Source organism: Bradyrhizobium zhengyangense (assembly GCF_022012555.1).
Lineage (GTDB): Bacteria > Pseudomonadota > Alphaproteobacteria > Rhizobiales > Xanthobacteraceae > Bradyrhizobium > Bradyrhizobium zhengyangense.
The window spans coordinates 162,008-182,229 of the sequence record NZ_JAKLTZ010000010.1; the positions used below are offsets into that span (position 1 = coordinate 162,008).

18 protein-coding genes are annotated in these 20,222 nt (G+C 58.3%); all 18 read right to left on the minus strand.

Going from position 1 to position 20,222, the window contains the following annotated elements; genetic code table 11:
* Positions 1-36: 36 nt before the first annotated feature.
* On the minus strand, positions 37-1,236 hold the full coding sequence (locus L6639_RS30585; protein WP_237865090.1) for a glycosyltransferase: 1,200 nt from the start codon (positions 1,234-1,236) through the stop codon (positions 37-39).
* A gap of 236 nt (positions 1,237-1,472) precedes the next feature.
* Positions 1,473-2,954: a glycosyltransferase gene (locus tag L6639_RS30590; protein WP_237865091.1), complete on the minus strand. Its 1,482-nt coding sequence runs from the start codon at positions 2,952-2,954 to the stop codon at positions 1,473-1,475.
* Between the two features lie 56 nt (positions 2,955-3,010).
* Positions 3,011-4,300, minus strand: coding sequence for a glycosyltransferase (locus L6639_RS30595; protein ID WP_237865092.1), 1,290 nt, complete (start codon positions 4,298-4,300; stop codon positions 3,011-3,013).
* A gap of 200 nt (positions 4,301-4,500) precedes the next feature.
* On the minus strand, positions 4,501-5,634 hold the full coding sequence (locus tag L6639_RS30600; protein ID WP_237865093.1) for a DegT/DnrJ/EryC1/StrS family aminotransferase: 1,134 nt from the start codon (positions 5,632-5,634) through the stop codon (positions 4,501-4,503).
* Between the two features lie 72 nt (positions 5,635-5,706).
* Entirely contained in the window at positions 5,707-6,315 is a 609-nt protein-coding gene (locus tag L6639_RS30605; protein WP_237865094.1) for a hypothetical protein, read from the minus strand.
* A gap of 19 nt (positions 6,316-6,334) precedes the next feature.
* A complete protein-coding gene (locus L6639_RS30610; RefSeq protein ID WP_338076565.1) occupies positions 6,335-7,072 on the minus strand; it encodes an SDR family NAD(P)-dependent oxidoreductase in 738 nt (245 codons plus the stop codon).
* The gene (locus tag L6639_RS30615) at positions 7,069-8,442 is read right to left on the minus strand and encodes a class I adenylate-forming enzyme family protein (protein ID WP_237865096.1); all 1,374 of its coding nucleotides are present in this window, start codon (positions 8,440-8,442) and stop codon (positions 7,069-7,071) included. Before L6639_RS30615 ends, L6639_RS30610 begins: the two co-directional genes overlap by 4 nt.
* The gene (locus L6639_RS30620; RefSeq protein WP_237865097.1) at positions 8,427-8,807 is read right to left on the minus strand and encodes a MaoC/PaaZ C-terminal domain-containing protein; all 381 of its coding nucleotides are present in this window, start codon (positions 8,805-8,807) and stop codon (positions 8,427-8,429) included. The genes L6639_RS30615 and L6639_RS30620 overlap by 16 nt, the downstream gene beginning before the upstream one ends.
* A 76-nt stretch (positions 8,808-8,883) precedes the next feature.
* Positions 8,884-9,126, minus strand: coding sequence for an acyl carrier protein (locus L6639_RS30625; RefSeq protein WP_237865098.1), 243 nt, complete (start codon positions 9,124-9,126; stop codon positions 8,884-8,886).
* A 74-nt stretch (positions 9,127-9,200) separates the two neighbouring features.
* Complete coding sequence (locus L6639_RS30630; RefSeq protein ID WP_237865099.1) at positions 9,201-10,298, minus strand: LLM class flavin-dependent oxidoreductase; 1,098 nt, start codon at positions 10,296-10,298, stop codon at positions 9,201-9,203.
* A gap of 18 nt (positions 10,299-10,316) precedes the next feature.
* The gene (locus L6639_RS30635; protein ID WP_237865100.1) at positions 10,317-10,991 is read right to left on the minus strand and encodes an acetyltransferase; all 675 of its coding nucleotides are present in this window, start codon (positions 10,989-10,991) and stop codon (positions 10,317-10,319) included.
* A 57-nt stretch (positions 10,992-11,048) separates the two neighbouring features.
* Positions 11,049-13,025 (minus strand): class I SAM-dependent methyltransferase, encoded by a 1,977-nt coding sequence (locus L6639_RS30640; protein WP_237865102.1) that lies wholly within the window; start codon positions 13,023-13,025, stop codon positions 11,049-11,051.
* Complete coding sequence (locus L6639_RS30645) at positions 13,022-14,797, minus strand: ABC transporter ATP-binding protein (protein ID WP_237865104.1); 1,776 nt, start codon at positions 14,795-14,797, stop codon at positions 13,022-13,024. The genes L6639_RS30640 and L6639_RS30645 overlap by 4 nt, the downstream gene beginning before the upstream one ends.
* Positions 14,794-15,675 (minus strand): ABC transporter permease, encoded by an 882-nt coding sequence (locus L6639_RS30650; RefSeq protein WP_237865105.1) that lies wholly within the window; start codon positions 15,673-15,675, stop codon positions 14,794-14,796. The genes L6639_RS30645 and L6639_RS30650 overlap by 4 nt, the downstream gene beginning before the upstream one ends.
* Positions 15,675-17,549, minus strand: a complete 1,875-nt coding sequence (asnB, locus tag L6639_RS30655) for an asparagine synthase (glutamine-hydrolyzing) (protein ID WP_237865106.1) — start codon at positions 17,547-17,549, stop codon at positions 15,675-15,677. The genes L6639_RS30650 and asnB overlap by 1 nt, the downstream gene beginning before the upstream one ends.
* A gap of 38 nt (positions 17,550-17,587) precedes the next feature.
* On the minus strand, positions 17,588-18,583 hold the full coding sequence (locus L6639_RS30660) for an NAD-dependent epimerase/dehydratase family protein (RefSeq protein ID WP_237865107.1): 996 nt from the start codon (positions 18,581-18,583) through the stop codon (positions 17,588-17,590).
* A 5-nt stretch (positions 18,584-18,588) separates the two neighbouring features.
* Positions 18,589-19,182: an acyltransferase gene (locus L6639_RS30665; protein ID WP_237865108.1), complete on the minus strand. Its 594-nt coding sequence runs from the start codon at positions 19,180-19,182 to the stop codon at positions 18,589-18,591.
* Positions 19,179-20,117, minus strand: coding sequence for a Gfo/Idh/MocA family oxidoreductase (locus L6639_RS30670; RefSeq protein WP_237865109.1), 939 nt, complete (start codon positions 20,115-20,117; stop codon positions 19,179-19,181). The genes L6639_RS30665 and L6639_RS30670 overlap by 4 nt, the downstream gene beginning before the upstream one ends.
* Between the last annotated feature and the right edge of the window lie 105 nt (positions 20,118-20,222).

Sequence of the window (20,222 nt, forward strand, 5' to 3'; positions counted from 1 at the left end):
CGGTCGTAGCCGCTGAGAATTCTTCGTGGAGGCCGATCAAGAGCGAGCCGACCGCTCCCCGACTTTCGCTTCGACAAGCTGCCCACCGACCGGAAAGGGATGTTGCCAGCCGTTGACAGTTGAAATCGAGCTCCGTCGGTTATCCTCCAGCTCCTGCATTTCGCGAATGCGATTGACGACGATCGGCGGAAACTCCGCGGTGTCGCAATAGAGTTGACCAAGTCGCGCGGCGACCGCCGATACACAGTGCCATCGCTCGACGTAGCGCCTGCCCTGGGCGCCGATGGCATGAAGGATTTCCCGATTACGGATGATCCAAAGCAGAACCTGATCGAGGTCATCCGGGGTTGCGTTGATGATGGGACATTCTTCCGGTGCTTCGACCAGATCCCTGCCTCTCACGAAGCTCAGCACGGGCTTGCCGAGCGCCATCGCTTCGAGCGCTGTATAGCCGTAGGCTCCGCCGACGAATTGATCGGCAACGACGTCGCTCGCCGCAAACAGCGCGATAACTTCGGCGTTGTTGACGCCCTGAATCTTTCGATATTCGATCTCGTATCCCTGAGCTCTCAGCCTCTCGATTGCCTGCTCGAGGTATTTTGAGCCTTTGAAATGCGTGTGATTGGGTGCGTGTGCGATTCGCAGTGGCCCGGCTACGACAGCCGAATCGATGGCCTTGAACCGGTCCAGAGCCAAGGGCCAGTAATTGATGTGCTTTGCGCCCGGAACGTAGGTGAGCATGTCACCAAGCGACACTATCGCAGTTGCATACTTTTCGAGTTTGGCGAGGTATTGCTGCAGCTCGGCATCGTGGCAAACACAATATTTTGGTGGTTCTGTGCAATCGACGCAGAAGTTCCATCTGCCCAGGGCCAACGTCTTGTTCCTGGTCCGGACGTCCGCACCATAGGTGTAAATATAGACGCGCTTTCTCGCATCGCGTAACGCCGCGAGCTCCTCGAAATTGATCTGTAGCCGGACGTCCGAATCCAGCAGACCGCGATCGGCGAAGAGGTGAAACACGTCGTAACGAAGCAGAGCCCAGGCAAGGACCAGACGTTGGAAAGAGGCGCCCTGCCCCCACTTCAACGCCAGAGCATATGGGCGTTCGAGATTGATATCGAAATTCGAGGTAATGACGTAGGTCACGTAGACGAGCGAGGTCGAAGAAAAACCAAGCGCGCGATCCGCTTGGGCCTTCAACGGAAGCGTTAGAATCGGCGTTACGCCCCACAAGCTCCGAACCCATCCCTGCCGCATTCGAATTCGGCCAAGCATTGGTCCAAAGCGGACTGCAAGCCTCAGCATTCTCCTCGACAAGACGGTCCCGATCGCGACCGAAAGTCTCAAGGCCCTCCGCGAAAGAGCCATTCGCGCCGATGCCGGATCCGTCAGCCCAATGACCGACCACCTGATATACGGACGGAACCACGCACGAACGCGCTGAGGCACAATGCGCCGTGCAAACCGTTTCATTTGCGGAGCGCCTGCGCTGAACTATTTGCAGCGGGCAGGCTACCGTAAAGCGCGACCAGCTTGCGCCATTCGGACGCTGCATCCAACTGCGCCAAGGCTGTTCTCGTGTTGGCGGCACACCTCATGCGGAATGGCTCATCCTGCATAAGGCGCTTTATCGACTGCGCAATCGATTGCGGATCATACGGATCGAAGGCCAACCCGACCTCGCGCTCCAGAACCAAGCGTTTCGCCTCCGGATAGTGCGCGACGAGCACGGGAAGATCCGCAGCTAGATATTCAAATATCTTGTTCGGGAGCGCGAAGGTGAAATTGCGACATAGCGCCGGGAGCGTCCATATCCCTGCATCGGCCCCTCTGGCGGCGGCAACGACGTCACCTGATGGAACCGGAGGCTCTAGTTTGACCCGGTCCGCTACTCCGACCCGTTCCGCCAAGGAAAGATAGTCGGCTCCGAAAAGATCCAAAGAAGGGCCCCTGATAACGAAGACACATTCCGGGACATGGGCCAGAGCCTCTATGATCGGCTCGATCAGGCGCGTCGGACCGGTGCCTCCCTGCCACAACAATACGAAGCACGATTCAGGCAGCCCAAGTTGTTGCTTCAGCGGCGGATAGTTGCGCGATGTCGTCCTCGACACGTCTGGAATATTGCGGATCACGACCGGCCGTGTTCCCCCAAGCTCCGCTTCCATCGCATCGGCGATCGAGTCGCACACTGTAATTGTGGCAGAGGCTTCAGTGAGGCAACGGGTTTCCAGTTGCTGAAGCTGCTGCTTCCAGTCGCCCTGATAGGGGACCCAAATGGACTTGTCGGCATCCCAATGGACGTTCTCCGAAAACCATTCGTGAAAATCGACGACCAAATGGGAACCGTGAAATCTCGCAGCCGCCATCGCAGCATAAGCCGTGGACAAATCATGCCCATGAAATGCGAACGGCTTCGTCTTGATCGCCTCCTGATAGAGCAAATCAGCAAAATAGCCGGGTTGCTTCATCATGAATGAAGCCGCCGACCAATGGATATGGCGTATGGAAGCGCCCGTGCCCCAGTCCAGATTCGCAGCAGCACCTGCACCATCATGGAGTTCCGGACAGATGACTGTGACGGCAAATCCCGCCGACGCAAGCGCTCTTGCCTCCCTTTCAACCCGGGGATCGATGCGCAGATCCGAGACAACCAGCATCGTGACATCGCGACCGACGGCGCTGCGACCAATACGCCCGTTCCACGCGCGCCCCTCGGCCACCTCACTCATACTCGGAAGTGCGGCAGTCGCTATCCGCTCGGCCCGCCCCTCCGCCATCTCGCGCAAACTCGGAACCCGCGCATTCGCGATCCGCTTGGGAAGATGAACGGCGGAACTCCGCAGACGAACGAGCCAGGAATGGACCGGACGTAATGTCCGGGCGAGCGGCGGATACCGCTTGATCATCGACTTGAGTTGCCCGAGCATGCCTTCACTCAATGCCAACATTGTGGGTCACCGCAAGCTTTATTGCCATTGTCATCCCTGCGTCACTCATCGGGAACTCAGGACCGAGCGCGAGGTCCAATTTTCGCCTGTAGTATCTTGGGCAATTCAGCAGTCGCGACGTAGAGCTTTGCGAGATGACCACTGAGAGCGTCAATCGAGTAGTTCCTCTCGACATATCGAGGGCCCGCTTCAGTCACCGCCGCGAGCCGAGCCCGGTCCGATATCAGATCGCGTAGAACATCTTTGATCGTATTCGGGTTGGCTTCGATGATCGGACATGATTCACGATCTGCGACGGCAACCTCGTCGTGCAGATAACAAATAACGGGGCAACCTATCGCCATAGCCTCGACAGAGGTCAAGCCAAACGATCCACTGACGAGCTGATCGACGAGAACATCGATCTCCCGCATTGCCCGCAGAATGTCCTCTTGAGGCTTTCCACTCAGAAGCAAGAGCTCGACTTCGTATCCTTCCGCCTTCAAACTACCGATTGCTTGTTCCAGGTATTTTGTACCCTTGAAATATCCGTGGTTTGGAAAATGTCCGACGATGAACTTGTCAGCGCGGCGATTGGAACTCTGGCGAGGAGACAATTTGCGTGAGTCCACCGCCAGATATGGAATATTTATCGCGCCGGGAATGAGCTTCATCGCAAGTCCATGCGCAATGACTGCCGTCGCTCGTTCACTGATCGCCTTCAGCATGGCGGCGCCGCCGACGTCATCACAGACACAAAACGCTCCAATCTCCGGGCATTCGGAACAGAACGTCCAATTCCCCAGCGCAAGGGTCTTTTCGCGCGTTCGATGATCCGCTCCATAGGCGTAGGTGTAGAGGCGTTTTCCGGCGCTTCGGTAGATATCCATCTCCTGGATCGCAATTCCAAAACTCGGACTTCCATACCCGCCGGCCGGCTCTATGAGGCCGCGATCGTTATAAAGGTGAAAAATATCGAAATTGATCAGAGCCCAGATCAAAAACAGCCAGCGAAACAAGAACAGGTCTTCGCCGCGCTCCGTAATCACGCGTTCTTGCAGCTTGGCGAATGTGTAATCGAAATTGGAAGACGTGTGATAGGTCGTGAATACGACCGAACAAGAGGTCAAGCCTAACGAGCGATCGGCTGCGACGCCGGCGGACAAATTCACGATCGGCGTGACACCCCAAAGAGACTTTAACTCTCCTTGCTGCATTCTGTGTTGCGAGATCACCCGGCAGTCGGCAGCCAGGGCATCCCAGAACTCGATCGCCTCCGGGGACTGGCCAGGGTCCAGGAATGGTCGCAGCGCGTCCAGCATCAAGGCAAGAAGGTGGTAATCTTGCTGCGCGACAACCCTGTTCAAGTTTTCAACGATTGCGTATTCTATCCGGCCTATCCGGCCTATCCGCCACCTCGGAGTAAGCGAAGAAAGCGCCACTCGGAACCTTTGATTCCCTGTTGCGAACCGAAGCAGATGCGAGAAGCTCGTTGGCTCCCGTCTGAACACACGACCGGCCAACTGCGCTAATAGCTTCGAAGACACTGTGAGAGCCTCTGCTTCCTCTAGGCGCAAGCTCGATTGATGCAATCAACGACCCGACTCTGATCGCCATCCGTCATATTCGGAAAGATAGGCAACGTGATTGTCGTGTCCTCAGCCAAGGCGGCATTTGGAAATGCCTCAGGCCGCAGCCCATACTTGTTCTTGTAGTAGCCGAGCCGATGAACAGCGTGCGTCCCCGGTCGGGTCTGAATTCCTGCGGCGGCCAGCGCCGCCATGACCGCGTTCCGATGCGCGCGACTGCCCTCGAGCACGCGAACAACGTACGATTGAAACGTGTGCCCATCGATGTCGCCGCCGAGCGGACGAGCGATCGCGTTGTTTCCTGCCAGCAACTCGGAATATCGATGCCCCAGACGTCGGCGCTCCGCCAGCAATCGGTCGAGCTTGCCCATCTGCGCCACACCCACAGCCGCCTGAATGTCGGACAATCGTAGATTGAAGCCGAGATTCTCGAAAGTCGCCATGGTCCAGGGACCACGAGGTTCGATCGATGGATCAGGCACCCCCGTCGAACCGTGATTGCGCTGTGACCGCACACGCTCCGCAAGATCATCGCGATCGGTTGTCACCGCTCCTCCCTCACCGGTCGTGATTGCTTTGCGCGGATGAAACGAAAAGCAGCCGATATCGCCGAGAGCACCGACCGGCCTGCCCTTGTACGTCGTCCCAATGGCGCACGCGGCATCCTCGATGATGGCGATGCCACGAGGCTCGGCGATCTCTCTGATCTCGTCCATGGGCGCAGCGAGCCCGAACAGGTGGACCGCAACGATCGCCTTCGTCCGCGGCGTGATCGCCGCCCTCAACGCGTCGGGGTCAAGATTGTACGTCGACAAGTCAATGTCGACGAACACTGGCTTCGCGCCGACATATTCGGCACAATGAGCACTCGTCACCCAGGTGAACGCAGGAACGATCACCTCGTCTCCCGGACCAAGCTGCAATGCCAGCGTCGCCAGGTGAAGCGCCGCGGTGCAAGAAGTGCAGGCCATCACATGTTTGATTTCGTGCCGCTTCGCAAAAAGCAGTTCGAACCGCTCCGTCATGGGGCCTTGCGTCACCCACTTCGAATCCAAACACTCTCTCAACAGTGCGATCTCGTTCTCGTCGAAGCTCGGTTCGGTGATGTTCATTTCTCTGCTCTCGAAGGACGCCCCACGCATCGGCCGCGACTGCGGCTTCCGTGGTGCGCTGTCAAATCAGCATCAGCCTTGAATGAAGGTCATTGCGCCGATGTGGTGGCCTGCGGCCTGGATCTGCGATCTTGTAGTGCCACTCCCAATCCTGCGATCAATGACGATCTTGGTATGAGAGGCATCCTCTTTTGTCAGCAGGCGCTCCAACTCAAGGCGGGCAAGCAACCACCGACGTCCCTGCGCAGGGGTCAGGCGCTGCTTGTGCAGATGGACCGCCAAGGCAGTAACGACCTCAATCGGCTGCATGCCTACATCGCGATCAAGACTGACCTCAAGGTCACCCAGCTCTGCAGAATTCCAGATCTGCGCCTCGTCATAAGGCTTGATGTCGCCGACCGGATCGCCGCTGTCCTGCAACGCGACCTGCCACGTCTTGCCGTTGAGCTCGATCAACCCGACGGCCCCGGCTGATTTCGCCGCGGCAGAAGGAGCGCTGGAGTAGTGGTAAACGACTTGCCTGGTCATCTTGCGGTTTATACGAAGGTCCATTGGACCGCCGATACTCCATCCGTTCGACAACGCCCCGTCGATGATCTGCTGGTAGATGTCCGTCGAGTGAATATAGTCCCGGCTTCCGCGGAAGGCCGCGGGTGGACTATAGAAAAACTCGGAAGACATCTTGCCGTACCCTCGGTCGTCAGGCGGTCAACCCGCCATCCACCACTATGGTTTGACCCGTTACAAATCTTGCTTCGTCACTCAGCAAGAACATCACCACGCCGACGACGTCCGCGACATCGCCCGGCCGGCCGAGCGGCGTTCGTCGCACGATTTGCTTGAGCTTGGACGGATCCATGTCGGCGACGAGATCCGTCTTCATGTAGCCTGGCGCCACACTATTCACCGTTATCTGGCGCCCACCGAGCTCTCGCGCCAGCGCCCGCGTCATCGCATTTACGCCGCCCTTTGTGGCCGAATAGGCAACCGTCCCCTTGTAGCCACTGACGCTCACGATCGAACTGATGTTCACGATCCTACCGTAGCCAACGACCATCATGCCTCTGATGGCGGCGCGCGTAAGGAGCAGTGGTCCGGCCAGATTGACGGAAAGCAGGCGACTGATGTCATCTGCATTCTGTCTTGCCAGCAGCTCTTCGGCTACGATTCCGGCATTGTTGACCAGACCCGTGAGCGGCCCGAGCTGCTTCTCAAATCCTCTGACCAATTCTCGAAAGTGTTCCGGCTGCCCCATATCGGCGGCCGCAAATTTCAGCCGGTCGGGATAGAGCTGAAGGAGGCGCTCCAGCTCCGGAGATGCGCGTCGACTGAAAGTCGCCACGCTGTGCCCCTCGGTCAACAATCTCTCGACGATAGCCAGCCCGAGGCCGCGGCTTCCGCCACTGACCAAAACAACCTGGGGTCTTGAAGCACTCACTTCGTGGTTCCTCGGTTTCTTATCTTCTTCGATCTAGAACTAGACAGCGATTCCCGCTCGACGATCTCGAATTTGAGCGGGACCTTGAACTTCTGCAGACGCTCGCGACAATGGTCGCGGGCCCTTTCGACGATTTCCTCGGGAGTGGATGATGACGCAATCGCCACTTGGGCAATGACGGCATTTCCGAGCAAACGATGCGGCATCCCCGTGACAAGGACGTCCAAGATACCCTCGACCTCGAGCACGACACTTTCAACCTCGGTCGGAAACACCTTCTGCCCGCCGACATTGATAATGTCGCTCCTTCGCCCGACAAAGCGAATGAGATCGCCTTGCTGCTCGACCAGATCCCCCGTGTTCATCCAGCCGCTTTCGTCAATGGGACTGGGCGCGTTCAGATAACCAAGCATCGACGACGACGAGCGGATATGGAGCTCGCCGTCCACTACACGCGTCTCGAAGCCGTTGCCGCCAATCTTCAGCCAAAGCGACCCGGCGTCAGGCGAGCTAGAACGCAGAACTCCGAGTTCTGAAAGGCCATAGGTTTGCTTAAGCTCCGCATCCGGAACGATCTGCGCAATCTTCTGCAGAATTGACGGAGGCATGGGCTCCGCGCCGTAGGTGATGAGCTTCAGCGAAGAGAGATCGTAGTTCTTCCAAATGCCCGATCCGATCAACAACCCAAGGAACGTCGGCGTGGTGGGTAGAAGCTCAGCCCGAAACGCCTCGATCGACCGACAGACGTTCTGCGGCGAGCGATCCCCGACGCAAATACCTACGCCGCCGTCGAACAGGCAGGCGAGAAGCGTGTTGAACCCACCGAAATGGTCCATGAGCAGCATGAGCAGCATCCGCCACGGTTTTCGCGCCGTGGAAAACTTGGAGGCAACTCGTTCGACGTCATGCAAGATTGCCTTGGGCTTGCCAGACGAGCCCGACGTAAAGACGATCAGCCCGGCATGCTCCCTGGCTCTCAGCTGGTCGATCAGGGGAGACGCAGCCGATCGCTTTGGCTCACGAGTTACCGCCCTCGTGCTCGGATCCACAAACCACTGTGTTCCTGCAATTTCTGCCAGCTGCTCGCGTTCGCCCGCCATTTGCAGGCTGAAGGGCGTGAGCACCGCGCCAATCTTCATCAGCGCAAGCATAAGGCTGACGGTCGCCAGATTGTAGTCTCCGGCGAATCCACAAATGTCGCCCCGAGCGATGCCCTGCGCTTGCAAACTCCGAACCCAAACGTCGACCTCGTTCAGGATAGCGTCGCAGCTGGCGACACCTTCATGCGCAATCAGCGCGGGAGCGTTGCCCCGCTTCGCAAGTCTTTCGAAAAGATCAGCGATATGCGACTTTCTCAACGCATCAGACATTGCGCTTCACCAGAAAGCTGTTCTCCCAAGTCGGAGACAGCCGACAAGTCGACCCTGATGACGCGCATCGGACGAAGGACGCGCGAGACTGTAACCTTGAAGGCGATCTCTTGCCCCAGGAAGGTAGGCCGACGAAATTTGAGGTCAACCTTTTCGAGGATCGCATGCTCCCCAGGCAGATACATTCCGATGAGCCTGGAGAAACGAGTTGCAACGCACATGCCCTGAAGTATTGGCTGGCCGAAGCCGCGATCGCGCGAGAATCGCTCATCGTCATGAACCGGAGCGCGATCGTTTGCGACGATTCGAAATGCGTCGCGCATCTCCTGGTTAAATACAACGCGCTGCTCGACGGCGTCGCCCACGACAACATCCTCCACGGTTAGCGCGCGTGATGCCGTAAGGTCATCTACGACCAGGAGCTGGGGAGGACGGACCATTCTAGTTCGACTTCTTCATCCTGGTGACGTGGCTCGCCAGTTTGTTGATCGTGTTTATCTCCTCGACCTCGACGTCCTGAAGCGAGACGTCGAACCTGTCTTCAACGGCCATCAACACGCTCGCATAGTCGAGCGAATCGAGCTCGCCCGCCAACAATGATTGGTCGGGATCCTGCCCAATAGGACTGCTCGGCTTGACGACCTTGTTAATGATATCAACGATGCTTTGACGAACGTCTGTCATATCTCACCTTTCAAACTCTTCTGCGACATTGAGCAGGGCCACTTTTGGGGGCGGCCGACTCCAGATCTCGACATTTACCGAATGCCCGCCTTTTCGAGTTTCGGTAGAACTTCGCTCAAAAAGAACGGCAGCTCGTTCTTAAAATCGACAAAGGAGACCGACACTCCGGAAAAGCCCGCGGCCTGCAGCTCGATCAGCTGATCAGCAACCGCCTGCGCAGATCCCACAACTCCGAGGCTTCCGAAGCCGCCAGCAATCCTCTTTTTCTGGAGTTTCATTGCCGCAGCAAGGGCCGGCTTTCCGGCGTCGGAATTCTCAGCGATATAGGCATTCACAGCGTCGGTATCTGCGAAAGTTTTGGCGAAACGGTCATAGTACTCTACGGCTTCGGATGTCGTTTCGCGACAGACAACGTGCAGCGGTGTGCAAACATCAATTGCACGATCGAAGCGGTCCGATTCTTCCTTCAACTGGGCAACGTGGCGTTTTCCATTTTCAATGTTCGAAACGGTCGTAAACAGCACGTTACAGTGACGAGCCGCGAACGTCCGCCCTGTCTGCGTGAACGCCGCGGACATCAGTACCGGCCCCCCCGGCTGGACGCAAATCGGCGAACAATGAGCGCCACGCACCTGAAAGAATTCGCCTTCGAAGTCGAAGGGAGCTTCTCCCTGGACCAGCCGCGAGAAGATCTTCATCCATTCTTCGCCTTGGTCATAGCGACGATCGACACCGACGTCGCTGCGTCCAAACATGGCAAAGTCTTTTGCGTTCCAGCCGCACACGACATTCAGGCCGGCTCGGCCATGCGACGCCTGGTCGAGGGTTGCGATTGCGCGTGCTGCCCAGGCCGGGTGAACGATTGAAACCTGGACCGTTGCAAAAAGCGCGATTCTTTCCGTCATTCCCGACAGTGCGGCCGCATGCGTCATCGTCTCCATGCACCAGCCGCGCGGATCCGTCTCGCCGCCGTAGCCCCGCCAACGTTGAAGCGGCAGCAGAAAATCCAGGCCCGCGCGATCGGCCATCCGCGCGACCTCGGCGATGTCATCCCATTCTGCGCGCCATCGTTCAGGCACCCGGGTCATCGCGATGCCGCCGCTGGCATTAAGGGAAAACAACCCGATCTTGAACTTGGGTCCGCTCAACGCTCCCTCCGCCGCCTTGCTCATGACAACGCCGACAACACTCTACCGCTGGTCCGACAGCCGCGCGATCGTTCCGACCCGGACAGCCGGATTGCCGAACACAACCCAGCGGTCGGGCACGTCTTTTGTCACCGCTGCCGCAATACCCACCACTGAAAACTCACCCAACTTTTTGCTGTCGAGCAAAACCGAACCCGGGCCGAGATGCGCGCCAAATCCCACCGTGCTGCGACCGCACATCGTTGCGTTGGGGCCAACATAGCCATGGTCTTCGACGACGCAATGGTGCCCCAGCATGGCGCCTGCACGCAAGCTGGCAAACCTTCCTATGCGGGATTCCGGCTGAACAGTCGCGCACGATGCAACAAATGCTCCCGGTCCGATCACGACGTCGGACGAGACCACTGCACTGGGATGGACAACGGTACCCCAGCGCTCCTCTGGAATTTCAAGGCTATTGATGCGCGCCACGCGCGCCTGCATATCTTTCACCTTCTGAACCGCCGGAGAGAACAGAATGTCGTTGTCCAGCTTTCTCCAATCCTCGAACCGTCCGAGAACCGGCACGCCCTGAAGGATTTCACCGGGGGGCAACACATCGTTGAGGAAGCCCACGAGCTCAACCGCATGACCGGCCCGCGCGGCGTGATGCAATGCCTCTGCAACGACAAGACCATCGCCCGGACCTCCGAGCACCACGAAACGTTTCTGGAGCACTCCACTCACCATATTTTCTCAGTACCGCGGCAGTTGATCAGCACGTGCGCGCTTCTGCTATCGTCCCTCTGAACCGCGAGACGAAGCAGGCATCATTGGCTTGGTCACGATGCACTCCCAGACCCGCAAATTCCCCTGAAAATGGAGATCATGCAAAGGTCTTATCTGCGAGTCCGCTCTGTCCGAATCCAACGACAACGAAGCGTCGCGCCCCCAACGGAAGTTCGTAAAGCCGACGGATTGTGCGATCCGCTCGAACTCTTCCGGGCCGTATGGCCTATTATAAAGAGGAATATCCGTCGTATCGAGCGCTTGCTCGCCGCTTGTGCCCCGAAGGCGATTTCGCAACCACGCCCGCACCGGTCGCAATCGTTGCTTGACGTATTCTTCCAGCGTGACGTCCGCTTGCTTCTTCGACGGACTGGCCCATCCAACGCGCTTCAGGATGGTATTGGCCAATGCGAACAGAGTGTAATCTGAAAAGCGCTGAATTGTCTCTGCCACTTGCTTTCGATTCTCATCGAGAGCGAGGGTAGGAAGCAGCTCGACCAAAGCCTCGCGATCCCGGCTATTCAGGACACGCTTGAGCTTCTCCAAGAGGCGCGAGCGCGCCCGCAAGCTGCGCACACCACCACAGCGCGCCACATACGCATTGCATAGCGCTTCGACGTAAAGCTGCCTCTCCTCGTCAGCACGATCTTTTAGACGATCCTCGACGAGATATTGATACCATCCATCCCCGTTCACCGACAGGAAGCACGACGCTCCGGGTTTCAACACGCGGTAAAGCTCCTTCAGGGCGGGGATCGACTGCACGAGGAAGATGACCCCGTAACATATCGCGAAGTCGAAATGGTCATCCGGATAACCGGAGGCGTAGATGTCGCGAACTGAAAAGTCGATGTCGACGCGCGCGGCCTGCGCGATGCGTTGGCCCATGGCAATGGCGTCCGCACTCGAGTCGAACCCGACCACTTCATCGAAGCGCTCGGTAAGGCACAGTGACCACTGCCCGACCCCGCATCCTGCGTCGAGCGCTCGCTGCCCCCTGGGATTCAGATGGTCTATGCGAGACTGAAAGTAAGGAGCCGTGTGGGTGTGAAACTGCACGTAGTAATGCTGGTCGGCATCGCTCGCCCGGTCTCGTGAATATATGCGGGCTATTCTATCGATCTCGACGATCGGCGCCTTGCTGGCCTCCTCATCCAGCAAGTCGGCGAGACGGACCACCTCTATCTTGCCGTCCGTCCGCTTGCTGTTCAGCCATTCCAGCGCGCGGACTGACTCTTCAGTCAACGGATGACCGTCTGGCGCATACGCCCAGCGGTTCTCGTCGTGGTGACATCCCCAATGCTGATAGATAATTATGTTTTGATCGTTGGCGAGCCAATGATTTAGATTGTCGTCATTGAGTTGAAGCTGGAAGTTCTGACCGTTCGGCGCCCATGGCATGACGCCCATGAAGCGGGTGAACACCTGGATGGTGTGTCCGCTGCGCGTGCGCTCGGGCGCGACGAGGCGAGCCGGGGTCCCAGGATGGACGATCAACCTTTCATCGGTCCAAAAGTACTTCACGCCCGCGTCGAGAAACAGATCCAGGATATAGCAGTCCGAAGCGGGATCATCCCCTAAACGATATCTCGGAGCACTGCTGCCGGCGATGTTGTCTACACAAAGCTCATCGCCATGGTTCGTCCAGACGCGGGGAATCCGGGCGTGCTTCGCCAAGTACTCGACTGCCTGGCCAATCGCCTTGCGATCGGGCCTCAATCCTCCACCAAACCGGCTCGAATATTGACCGGCGCTATGAAACACGTCGATTCGGCCAGCCCGGACCTCCTCAAGGATCTCGTCGTGGCGAGGACCTTTTTCGGTGCAGTCGCGGCGAAACAGGCCCATGTCCCGACCGGAAGGGTCGAACAACCAGAACGAATCGCCGGCCGGTATTCCCATTCCGTCCAGGGTGGCGTGCACCGAACGGTATCCCTCCCAGGTCTGCAGATCGCAATCGTTGCAGAATGCCAGCTTGATCACTGCATCTCTCTTTCGCTTGCAACCTGGTCCTTGGCAGAGAAGCTCACCGGCACTTTCACGTTAACGAGCCCGCCAGCGAACGGCCGGTTCAGCGCAACCGTGAAGCGCTCCCCAATACGCTTGTCATAGATATCCGATGGCGGCCCCGTTTCCGCGGAGAACGAGTTTGTCACGAACGTATTGATCTCGTATTCGCCAGCCCCGAGCGGATTGGGATCGAACTCGAATTCCACCAGGTCGACCTCATCGGCCGCCCCGAGGGTCCGGTCGAAGCAGCTTGCCTGATAGAAAACGTACACGCCATCCGATCGGAATATGTTGATGCTCGCATTCAGCGTATCGACCGGTTCGTTGCGTTTGAGCGCAACTTGAATCTTGAACGGTTCATTCTCCCGCAGATGAAACAGGGCGCCGCTTGCCGCTCGGACCGTTACGCTGACAATTTCCACCGGAAGCCGGTGCTCTTCCGTGGAACGTTCCACGAGAGCCCGGTGCGCAGTCTCGCTAGGTACTTGCACCTTTCCGCCGACGACGACCCGCTGCCATCCGTCTTTCTGCTTCTCTCGCGCGCGCAGATCGAGCCGCGACCACTCTCCGTCGGCAATATTCAGCACGTCGGCCGTCAGCTGCTCGTCGCCGTCAGCACATGAATGCTCAAATGAACACTGGATCGAAACGGGGCCACTCGAACCGGGCGCGCGTCTGACGAGGATGTAGCCTCCTTTGCGGACGCCTATCTTGGAAGACAGAATTCTGCTCGGCTCACCCAACCTGTCGAACATTCGACCCCACTCGCACGACAAGGTGTCGAGTGCGGCCGCAACATCCGGTCGCCTGATATCGAGGATTTCGAGAGGTACGTCGAATTTTGCGCCATCAATCGCAACGCCGATGTCCTTGATGTAATGCGTTTGCGAAAGGTGGAGATCATTCATCGGGCGCACCCGAATACACCAGAGGTCATCAACCTTGAGGTCCTCCGGGGAAACGAGGTGCAACGACTTCTCGATTCGCGCCTTGTTTCCCTCGCGGTTTGCAGCCTCGTCCTTTCGAAGCATATCCTCTTCGTACTGGCGGACCACGGTTTCGGCTGGCCCTGACAGGCGGACGTTGCCGTTTTCGATCCAGATGCACCGCTGGCACATGGTTCGGACGTGATGGGTCGAGTGACTGACGAAGAGCAAGGCGCGTCCGCGCTCGCAAAACTTCTTCATTCGCGCCGCGGCCTTGGCGGCAAAGTACCCATCGCCGGTGCCAAGCACCTCGTCGATAATAAGGATCTCGGGATCCAAAGCGGTGGCGATCGCAAACGAAAGCCGCGCGCCCATACCCGTACTGTAGGTCTTGACCGGCCGCGAAAGAAAGGCGCCCAATTCCGTGAAGTCCGCGATGTCTTCCAACATCGTCCCGATTTGCCGATCCGACGCTCCCTGCATGGCGAGATTGAAACGTGCATTCTCGATGCCGCTCATTTCCTCGTTCCATGCCGGAACCATGCTCAGCAGAGAAGAAATTTTTCCGTGAACCGACACCCGACCGCTGGTCGGTGTCAGGTTGCCGGCGATCACCTTTAGGAGCGTGCTTTTCCCTGCGCCGTTCGGTCCAATAATGCCGACGCGCTCTCCTTCTGCGATCGTCAGTGATACGTCCCTCAACGCCCAGAACGTGTCGTGGCGCCGTCCTCCGAACAGTGCCTCGCGCAGAATGTCTGAAGGCTTGGAGTAGAGCTTGTAAGCAACGCTCAGGTCCGAGACCGAGATCGCAGTCGTCATAGGACCTTACCGAAGTATGGCTTCAACGCTTGAAACAGTCGGAAGCCGAAGGAAAAAACCAGCAAAGACATTGCAGCAAAGAATATCCATGCGCCAGGGTGTTCGATTCGTCCGAAATAGATCGCGTCCTGATAGACCCAGATCAACGAACTGAATGGGTTGAACTCAACGAACGGACGAAAGAGACGCGGCACCCACGCCGGCAGATAAACGACGGGAAGAATGTAAATTCCGGCCGTCACCAGAACCGCGGCGATATCTTTCATGTCGCGAACGAACACGCCGACCGCCGACAGCATCCAGCCCAACCCGATCGCGAAAAGCAGATTAAGTCCCAACACGAAGGGGAGCAGCAGGTAAGTCCAGGGCAAGGATCCGTTGACCGCGACCTCGTAAATCGCGGTCAGCACCATGCCGACCATCCAGAACACCATGGAAATCAGCACATCCTTGATCGGCAGGACTTCGGTCTGGAAGGTGAACTGCTTGACCAGCGTCGAATTGCTGAGAACCGATGAACAAAGGCCTGGCAGAGCGGAGCTGAGCGTGAGCCACGGGACCAGGCCGGACAGGATATAGGTGGTGTAGTCGCGCGGGAGCTCGACCGTGCCACCGATCCGCTGCTTAAACACCACGCCGAAGACGAATATAAAAACCAGCATCTGGAAGATCGGGTGGCCAACGATCCAGAATGCGCCAGCGAATTGCCCGGAATAGCGCGACCGAAGTTCGCGTACCGCCATTGCCGCCGCGAGCTTTCGCGACCTCCGCAGCAACCTCAGCCCCTCAACCAGATTCAGAAGAAAAGCCCTGGGACTCAATACGCCGGCGAGGCCGAGCCGATGCGACTGAATATCGAGTTCGCTCTGGTATTCCATCAGAAATACGCGTCCATTAACTGCTCCAGATTGAGCAGTGACCAGATCAGCAAGCGGCGATTTTGACGGCCCCCAAGATGGTCATCGACCAGATTCTTGACGACCTCGTAATCCAGCAGGCTGTAGATCTTGGCTTGCGGGTTCATCACCCTTCGCCTCACATATTCAATGCTTTCGCCCTTGAACCAGCTGGCGTCCGGCGCTGAAAACCCTTGCTTCTCCCGGCTCGCAACATCAGCCGGGATATGACGTTCCATCATCGTGCGAAGTGCGAGCTTGCCGTCCCGCGTGCGCTGGTAATAGCGCTCGGCCTTTCCGCCCGGCTCGTTCTCGTTGAGCGAGACGACGTCGGTCAGGTTTCCAAGCTTCATATGCGCTGGCAGCCGCATCGCGAAGTCGGCCAGGTCATTGTCCAGGAAAGGTACCCTGCTCTCCAGTCCATGCGCCATTGCCAGCTTGTCGTCGACGACCAATAGTCCGTTGAGAAACGTCTTGGCCTCAAAGTACAGCGAGTGATTGACGTAATCTTCCGGACGCGTCAGCGTCGCGGCGTGCTCATGGAATACGTTGCGGAAGATGTCCTCCGGCGACACATCCTTCGCGTCGTTCCAGACCGGGGCGAGGAGTCGCGGCAGCACGTCGGCGGGCACCAGGCGCTGCCAGAAACCGAAATACTTCTGGACGTAGTGATCGAAATCGTCGTTCACGACGGCGCGGTAGTAACGCCAGGGATAGCCCGCAAAGAGCTCGTCGCCCCCGGTGCCGGACAGGACCACCTTTCCGAACTTCGAAGCCAGCTTGGCCGCATAGTAGTTGGGGTAGGACTGGCCGACGCGCGGTTCTTCAAGATGCCAGGCAAGGCTAGGCAGGGCTCGCTCCATGTCGCCCGCCTTCAAGACCATCTCATAGTGCTCGGTCTTGAAGAGATAGGACATGTATTCGGCCTTGGCCCGCTCATCGTAGCCAAGTTCGACGCCCGAGGCCGAGTTCAGATCAAAGCCGATCGTGAAAGTCCGCATGAACGGCAATTGCGCCGCAGCCAGCGCCGTGATCGAGCCTGAGTCCATGCCTCCGGACAGGTAAGAACCAACCTCGACGTCGCTCACCAACTGTCGGTTGACCGCCTGACGAAACAGACGATCAAGCTCCTCAACGACTTCGGCCTCATCGACAGTCCCGCAAGGCTCCTCGAAACTGAAGTCCCAATAGCGCCTAGGCACCACGCTATCTCGGCCGTCGAGGCCGATCTGAATGTAGCAGCCAGCTGGAAGCAGCCGAGCTCCCTCGAAAATAGTGCGCTCGGTAAAGAAGTTCTGGAATGTCAGATACTCAGCCAAGCCCTTCGCATCGGGACGCGCCGTGAAGCGGGGATAGGCCCGAAATGCCTTGATCTCGGAGGCAAACAGAAACACGCCATCGATCTCGGCATAGTAGACCGGTTTCACCCCGAACCGATCACGCGCAATCGTCAGCCGCCGCTCCTCCGTATCCCAAATTGCAAAGGCAAACATGCCGTTGAATTTCAGGAGAGCGTCGAGCCCCCATTCGGCAAAGGCGTGCAGCAAGACTTCACTGTCGCCCGTCGAGTTGAAACGATGTCCGCGCGCTGAAAGCTGGACCTTCAATTCCTTGAAATTGTAGATCTCGCCATTGTAGGTCAGGACATATCGGCCATCCTGCGTCTCCATCGGCTGACGCGCGGCATCCGTCAGGTCAATGATCGACAAGCGCCGATGACCGAGCCCAACGGGGCCATCACAATAATGGCCTTGGCCGTCGGGGCCCCGATGAGCAATGATATCGGTCATGGCCGTGAGCGTCCTGATCGACGCTGGACGACCGTCCCTATGGAAGATGCCGGCGATACCGCACATACCGAAATCCTCTTGCCGCGATGGCCTGTCAGGAAACTCTAGATCTGCGCCTTGGCGCGGCGCTGGTCGACCTGGTCGATATGGCTTCGACGCCAGTCGATCAGCCTGCGCAGCCCTTCATCGAGATCGATTGCCGCCGTGAAGCCGATCTCCTCCTGCGCGCGCTTGGGCGATCCAATCCGGTTGCGGACAAGCGTGGCCTGGCTGCGAGGGGCATAGTTGATCGGCTGGTTCGAACCGGTGAGGTTCAGCAGCTTCTCGGCGATTTGCTTCAACGAGGTGCGCTTGCCGGTTCCCACGTTGTAGAAGCGATCCGTCGCAGCCGCTCCCATGGCGCAGAGGTTGGCGCGGGCACAATCCTCGACGGCAACAAAGTCGAAGGCTTCAGAGCCGTCACCGAGAATGGTCGGGCCCTCTCCCTTGTCGATCGCATCCAGCATCTTCATGATGACGGCGATATAGGCGCCCCGGTAATCCTGGCGCGGCCCATACACGTTCATGTAGCGCAGGCCGACATAGTCGAGGCCGTAGCGGAAGTGGTAGGCGCGTGCCATCGCCTCGCCGCAGATCTTGGTGGCGCCGTAGAAGTTCTTGTTGTTGAACGGATGATCTTCGGTCATCGGCTCTTCGACCGCGTCGCCATAAACCGACGCCGACGACGACCATACCAACCGCTTGACACCGTTGCGCACGCAGCCATCGAGGATGTTGAACATCCCTTTCACGTTCACATCGAACGCGGTCCGCGGAAATTCATGACACTGCAAGAGCCAGAGCGCTGCGAACTGAAAAACGCCGTCGGCTCCCTTCAGCGCAGCATCGAGAATATCCGTTTGCGTGATGTCGCCGCCGGCCTCGAAGATCCTGACCCGCGGATCGCGCAGCGCCCCGGCAAGATTCTCGTGCGTACCGCGTACGAAATTGTCGTAGATGACGATTTCGCCCACATCGGTCTTGGTCAATTGGTCGATCGCGTGCGACCCGATGAGCCCCGCTCCGCCGATGACGACGACTTTTTTACCGCGAATATCCATGTTTTTCAGCCTTCGATTTCCACAAGCGTTTCGTTGCGCAGCTCATAGCGGCGATGGGTACGTGGGCAAACGAGATCCCCTCCCAGCCGCTCACCGGCCGTGCTCATCCAGCCGAGCCTTCGCGCCGGATTTCCGGCCATCAAGGCGAAGTTCGGAACGTTTTTGGTGATCACTGCACCGGCACCGATGAAGCAATACTCTCCCAGCGAATGGCCGCAAACGATGGTCGCATTCGCTCCGATGCTCGCGCCGCGCCCGATCGGCGTTTTGCGAAACTCATCCTTTCGCGAGACGTCGGCGCGCGGATTGTTCACGTTGGTGAAGACGCAGCTCGGGCCACAGAACACGTCGTCAGAAAGCTCGACGCCGTCATAGATCGAGACATTGTTCTGGATCTTGCAGCCGTTGCCGATCTTGACGTTTGGACCGATCATCACGTTCTGGCCGATCGAGCAATTCTCGCCGATGACCGTGCGCGGCAGAATGTGGCAGAAGTGCCAGATCTTTGTACCGCGCCCGAGCACGGCGCCGTCGTCGACATAGCTTGACTGATGGATCAAGACGCCGGGAAAGCGCGGATCCTCGCGCATCTCGCTCATTTGTGCATCGCCCGCTGGGCAAAGGCGTGAACGCCGTTGCTCCTGACGATCGGCGCGTGGCGGAAGGTCGAGACGATGTCGATCGAGGGACGAACCTCATCCAGGCCGAAGCCGCGGCCGGCGACGATCTCTTCGTAGCTCCGCGTGTGCAGATCCGTGAAGCCCTCGGAGAACTCGACCTCCTCGCCGTCGACGGTGATGGAGCGATATGTCGTCTTCTTGCCCTTGACGCTCTCAGGCAGATCGTTGCGATCGAGCGACAGGAACCAGCTGACGTCGGCGCGCTCGCACTCGAGCGAGCCCGCTGCCCGCTCTTCTTCGCGCAGATGCGCCTCGTTGCGGCTGGCGGGCCCGAACACGAAGCTGAGCATGTCGAAGAAATGCACGCCGATGTTGGTGGCCACGCCACCTGATTTATCCCCCGCACCCTTCCAGGAGGTATGATACCAGCGCCCGCGCGAGGTGATGTAGGTCAGCTCAACCTTGTGGCGCTTGTTGGTGTTAGCGAAGCGATCTCGCAGCGCAATGATGGCGGGATGCAAACGCAGCTGGAGGATGGTGGAGATACGCTGTCCCGTCTCGCGCTCGATAGCAGCCAGGTCGTCGATATCGCCGGGATTGAGGACCAGCGGCTTCTCGCAGATGGCATCGACGCCCGAGCGGAGCGCGAACCGACAATGAGCGTCGTGGAGATAGTTCGGCGAACAGATGCTCATGTAGTCGAGCTTCCTGCCGCCGCGCCGCAGCGCGTCGACATGACGATCGAACAGCTCGAACTCGGTGAAGAATTCCGCATCGGGAAAATGGCTGTCCATAATTCCCACGGAGTCATTGGGATCATAGGCCACCGCCAGCCTGCCGCCGGTCTCGGCCATCGCCCGCATATGCCTTGGCGCGATGTAGCCGGCCGCGCCGATCAACGCATAGGTCGTCATGGAACTCTCTTTCAAGCTTCGCGCTTGCTTCAGGCAAGCTACCGCACTCGGGGTGAAACGACCTTCACTCCCCGAGCCAAATTTTCAACGACGCCTGCCAAGTGG

Bases quoted from the DNA above. Each gene is read 5' to 3' on its own strand.
- L6639_RS30645 (WP_237865104.1), bottom strand. From the start codon at position 14,797: ATGACGACTGCGATCTCGGTCTCGGACCTGAGCGTTGCTTACAAGCTC.
- asnB (WP_237865106.1), bottom strand. From the start codon at position 17,549: ATGTGCGGTATCGCCGGCATCTTCCATAGGGACGGTCGTCCAGCGTCG.
- L6639_RS30665 (WP_237865108.1), bottom strand. From the start codon at position 19,182: ATGAGCGAGATGCGCGAGGATCCGCGCTTTCCCGGCGTCTTGATCCAT.
- L6639_RS30590 (WP_237865091.1), bottom strand. From the start codon at position 2,954: ATGTTGGCATTGAGTGAAGGCATGCTCGGGCAACTCAAGTCGATGATC.
- L6639_RS30600 (WP_237865093.1), bottom strand. From the start codon at position 5,634: ATGAACATCACCGAACCGAGCTTCGACGAGAACGAGATCGCACTGTTG.
- L6639_RS30615 (WP_237865096.1), bottom strand. From the start codon at position 8,442: ATGTCTGATGCGTTGAGAAAGTCGCATATCGCTGATCTTTTCGAAAGA.
- L6639_RS30630 (WP_237865099.1), bottom strand. From the start codon at position 10,298: ATGAGCAAGGCGGCGGAGGGAGCGTTGAGCGGACCCAAGTTCAAGATC.
- L6639_RS30650 (WP_237865105.1), bottom strand. From the start codon at position 15,675: ATGGAATACCAGAGCGAACTCGATATTCAGTCGCATCGGCTCGGCCTC.
- L6639_RS30625 (WP_237865098.1), bottom strand. From the start codon at position 9,126: ATGACAGACGTTCGTCAAAGCATCGTTGATATCATTAACAAGGTCGTC.
- L6639_RS30605 (WP_237865094.1), bottom strand. From the start codon at position 6,315: ATGTCTTCCGAGTTTTTCTATAGTCCACCCGCGGCCTTCCGCGGAAGC.
- L6639_RS30660 (WP_237865107.1), bottom strand. From the start codon at position 18,583: ATGGATATTCGCGGTAAAAAAGTCGTCGTCATCGGCGGAGCGGGGCTC.
- L6639_RS30670 (WP_237865109.1), bottom strand. From the start codon at position 20,117: ATGACGACCTATGCGTTGATCGGCGCGGCCGGCTACATCGCGCCAAGG.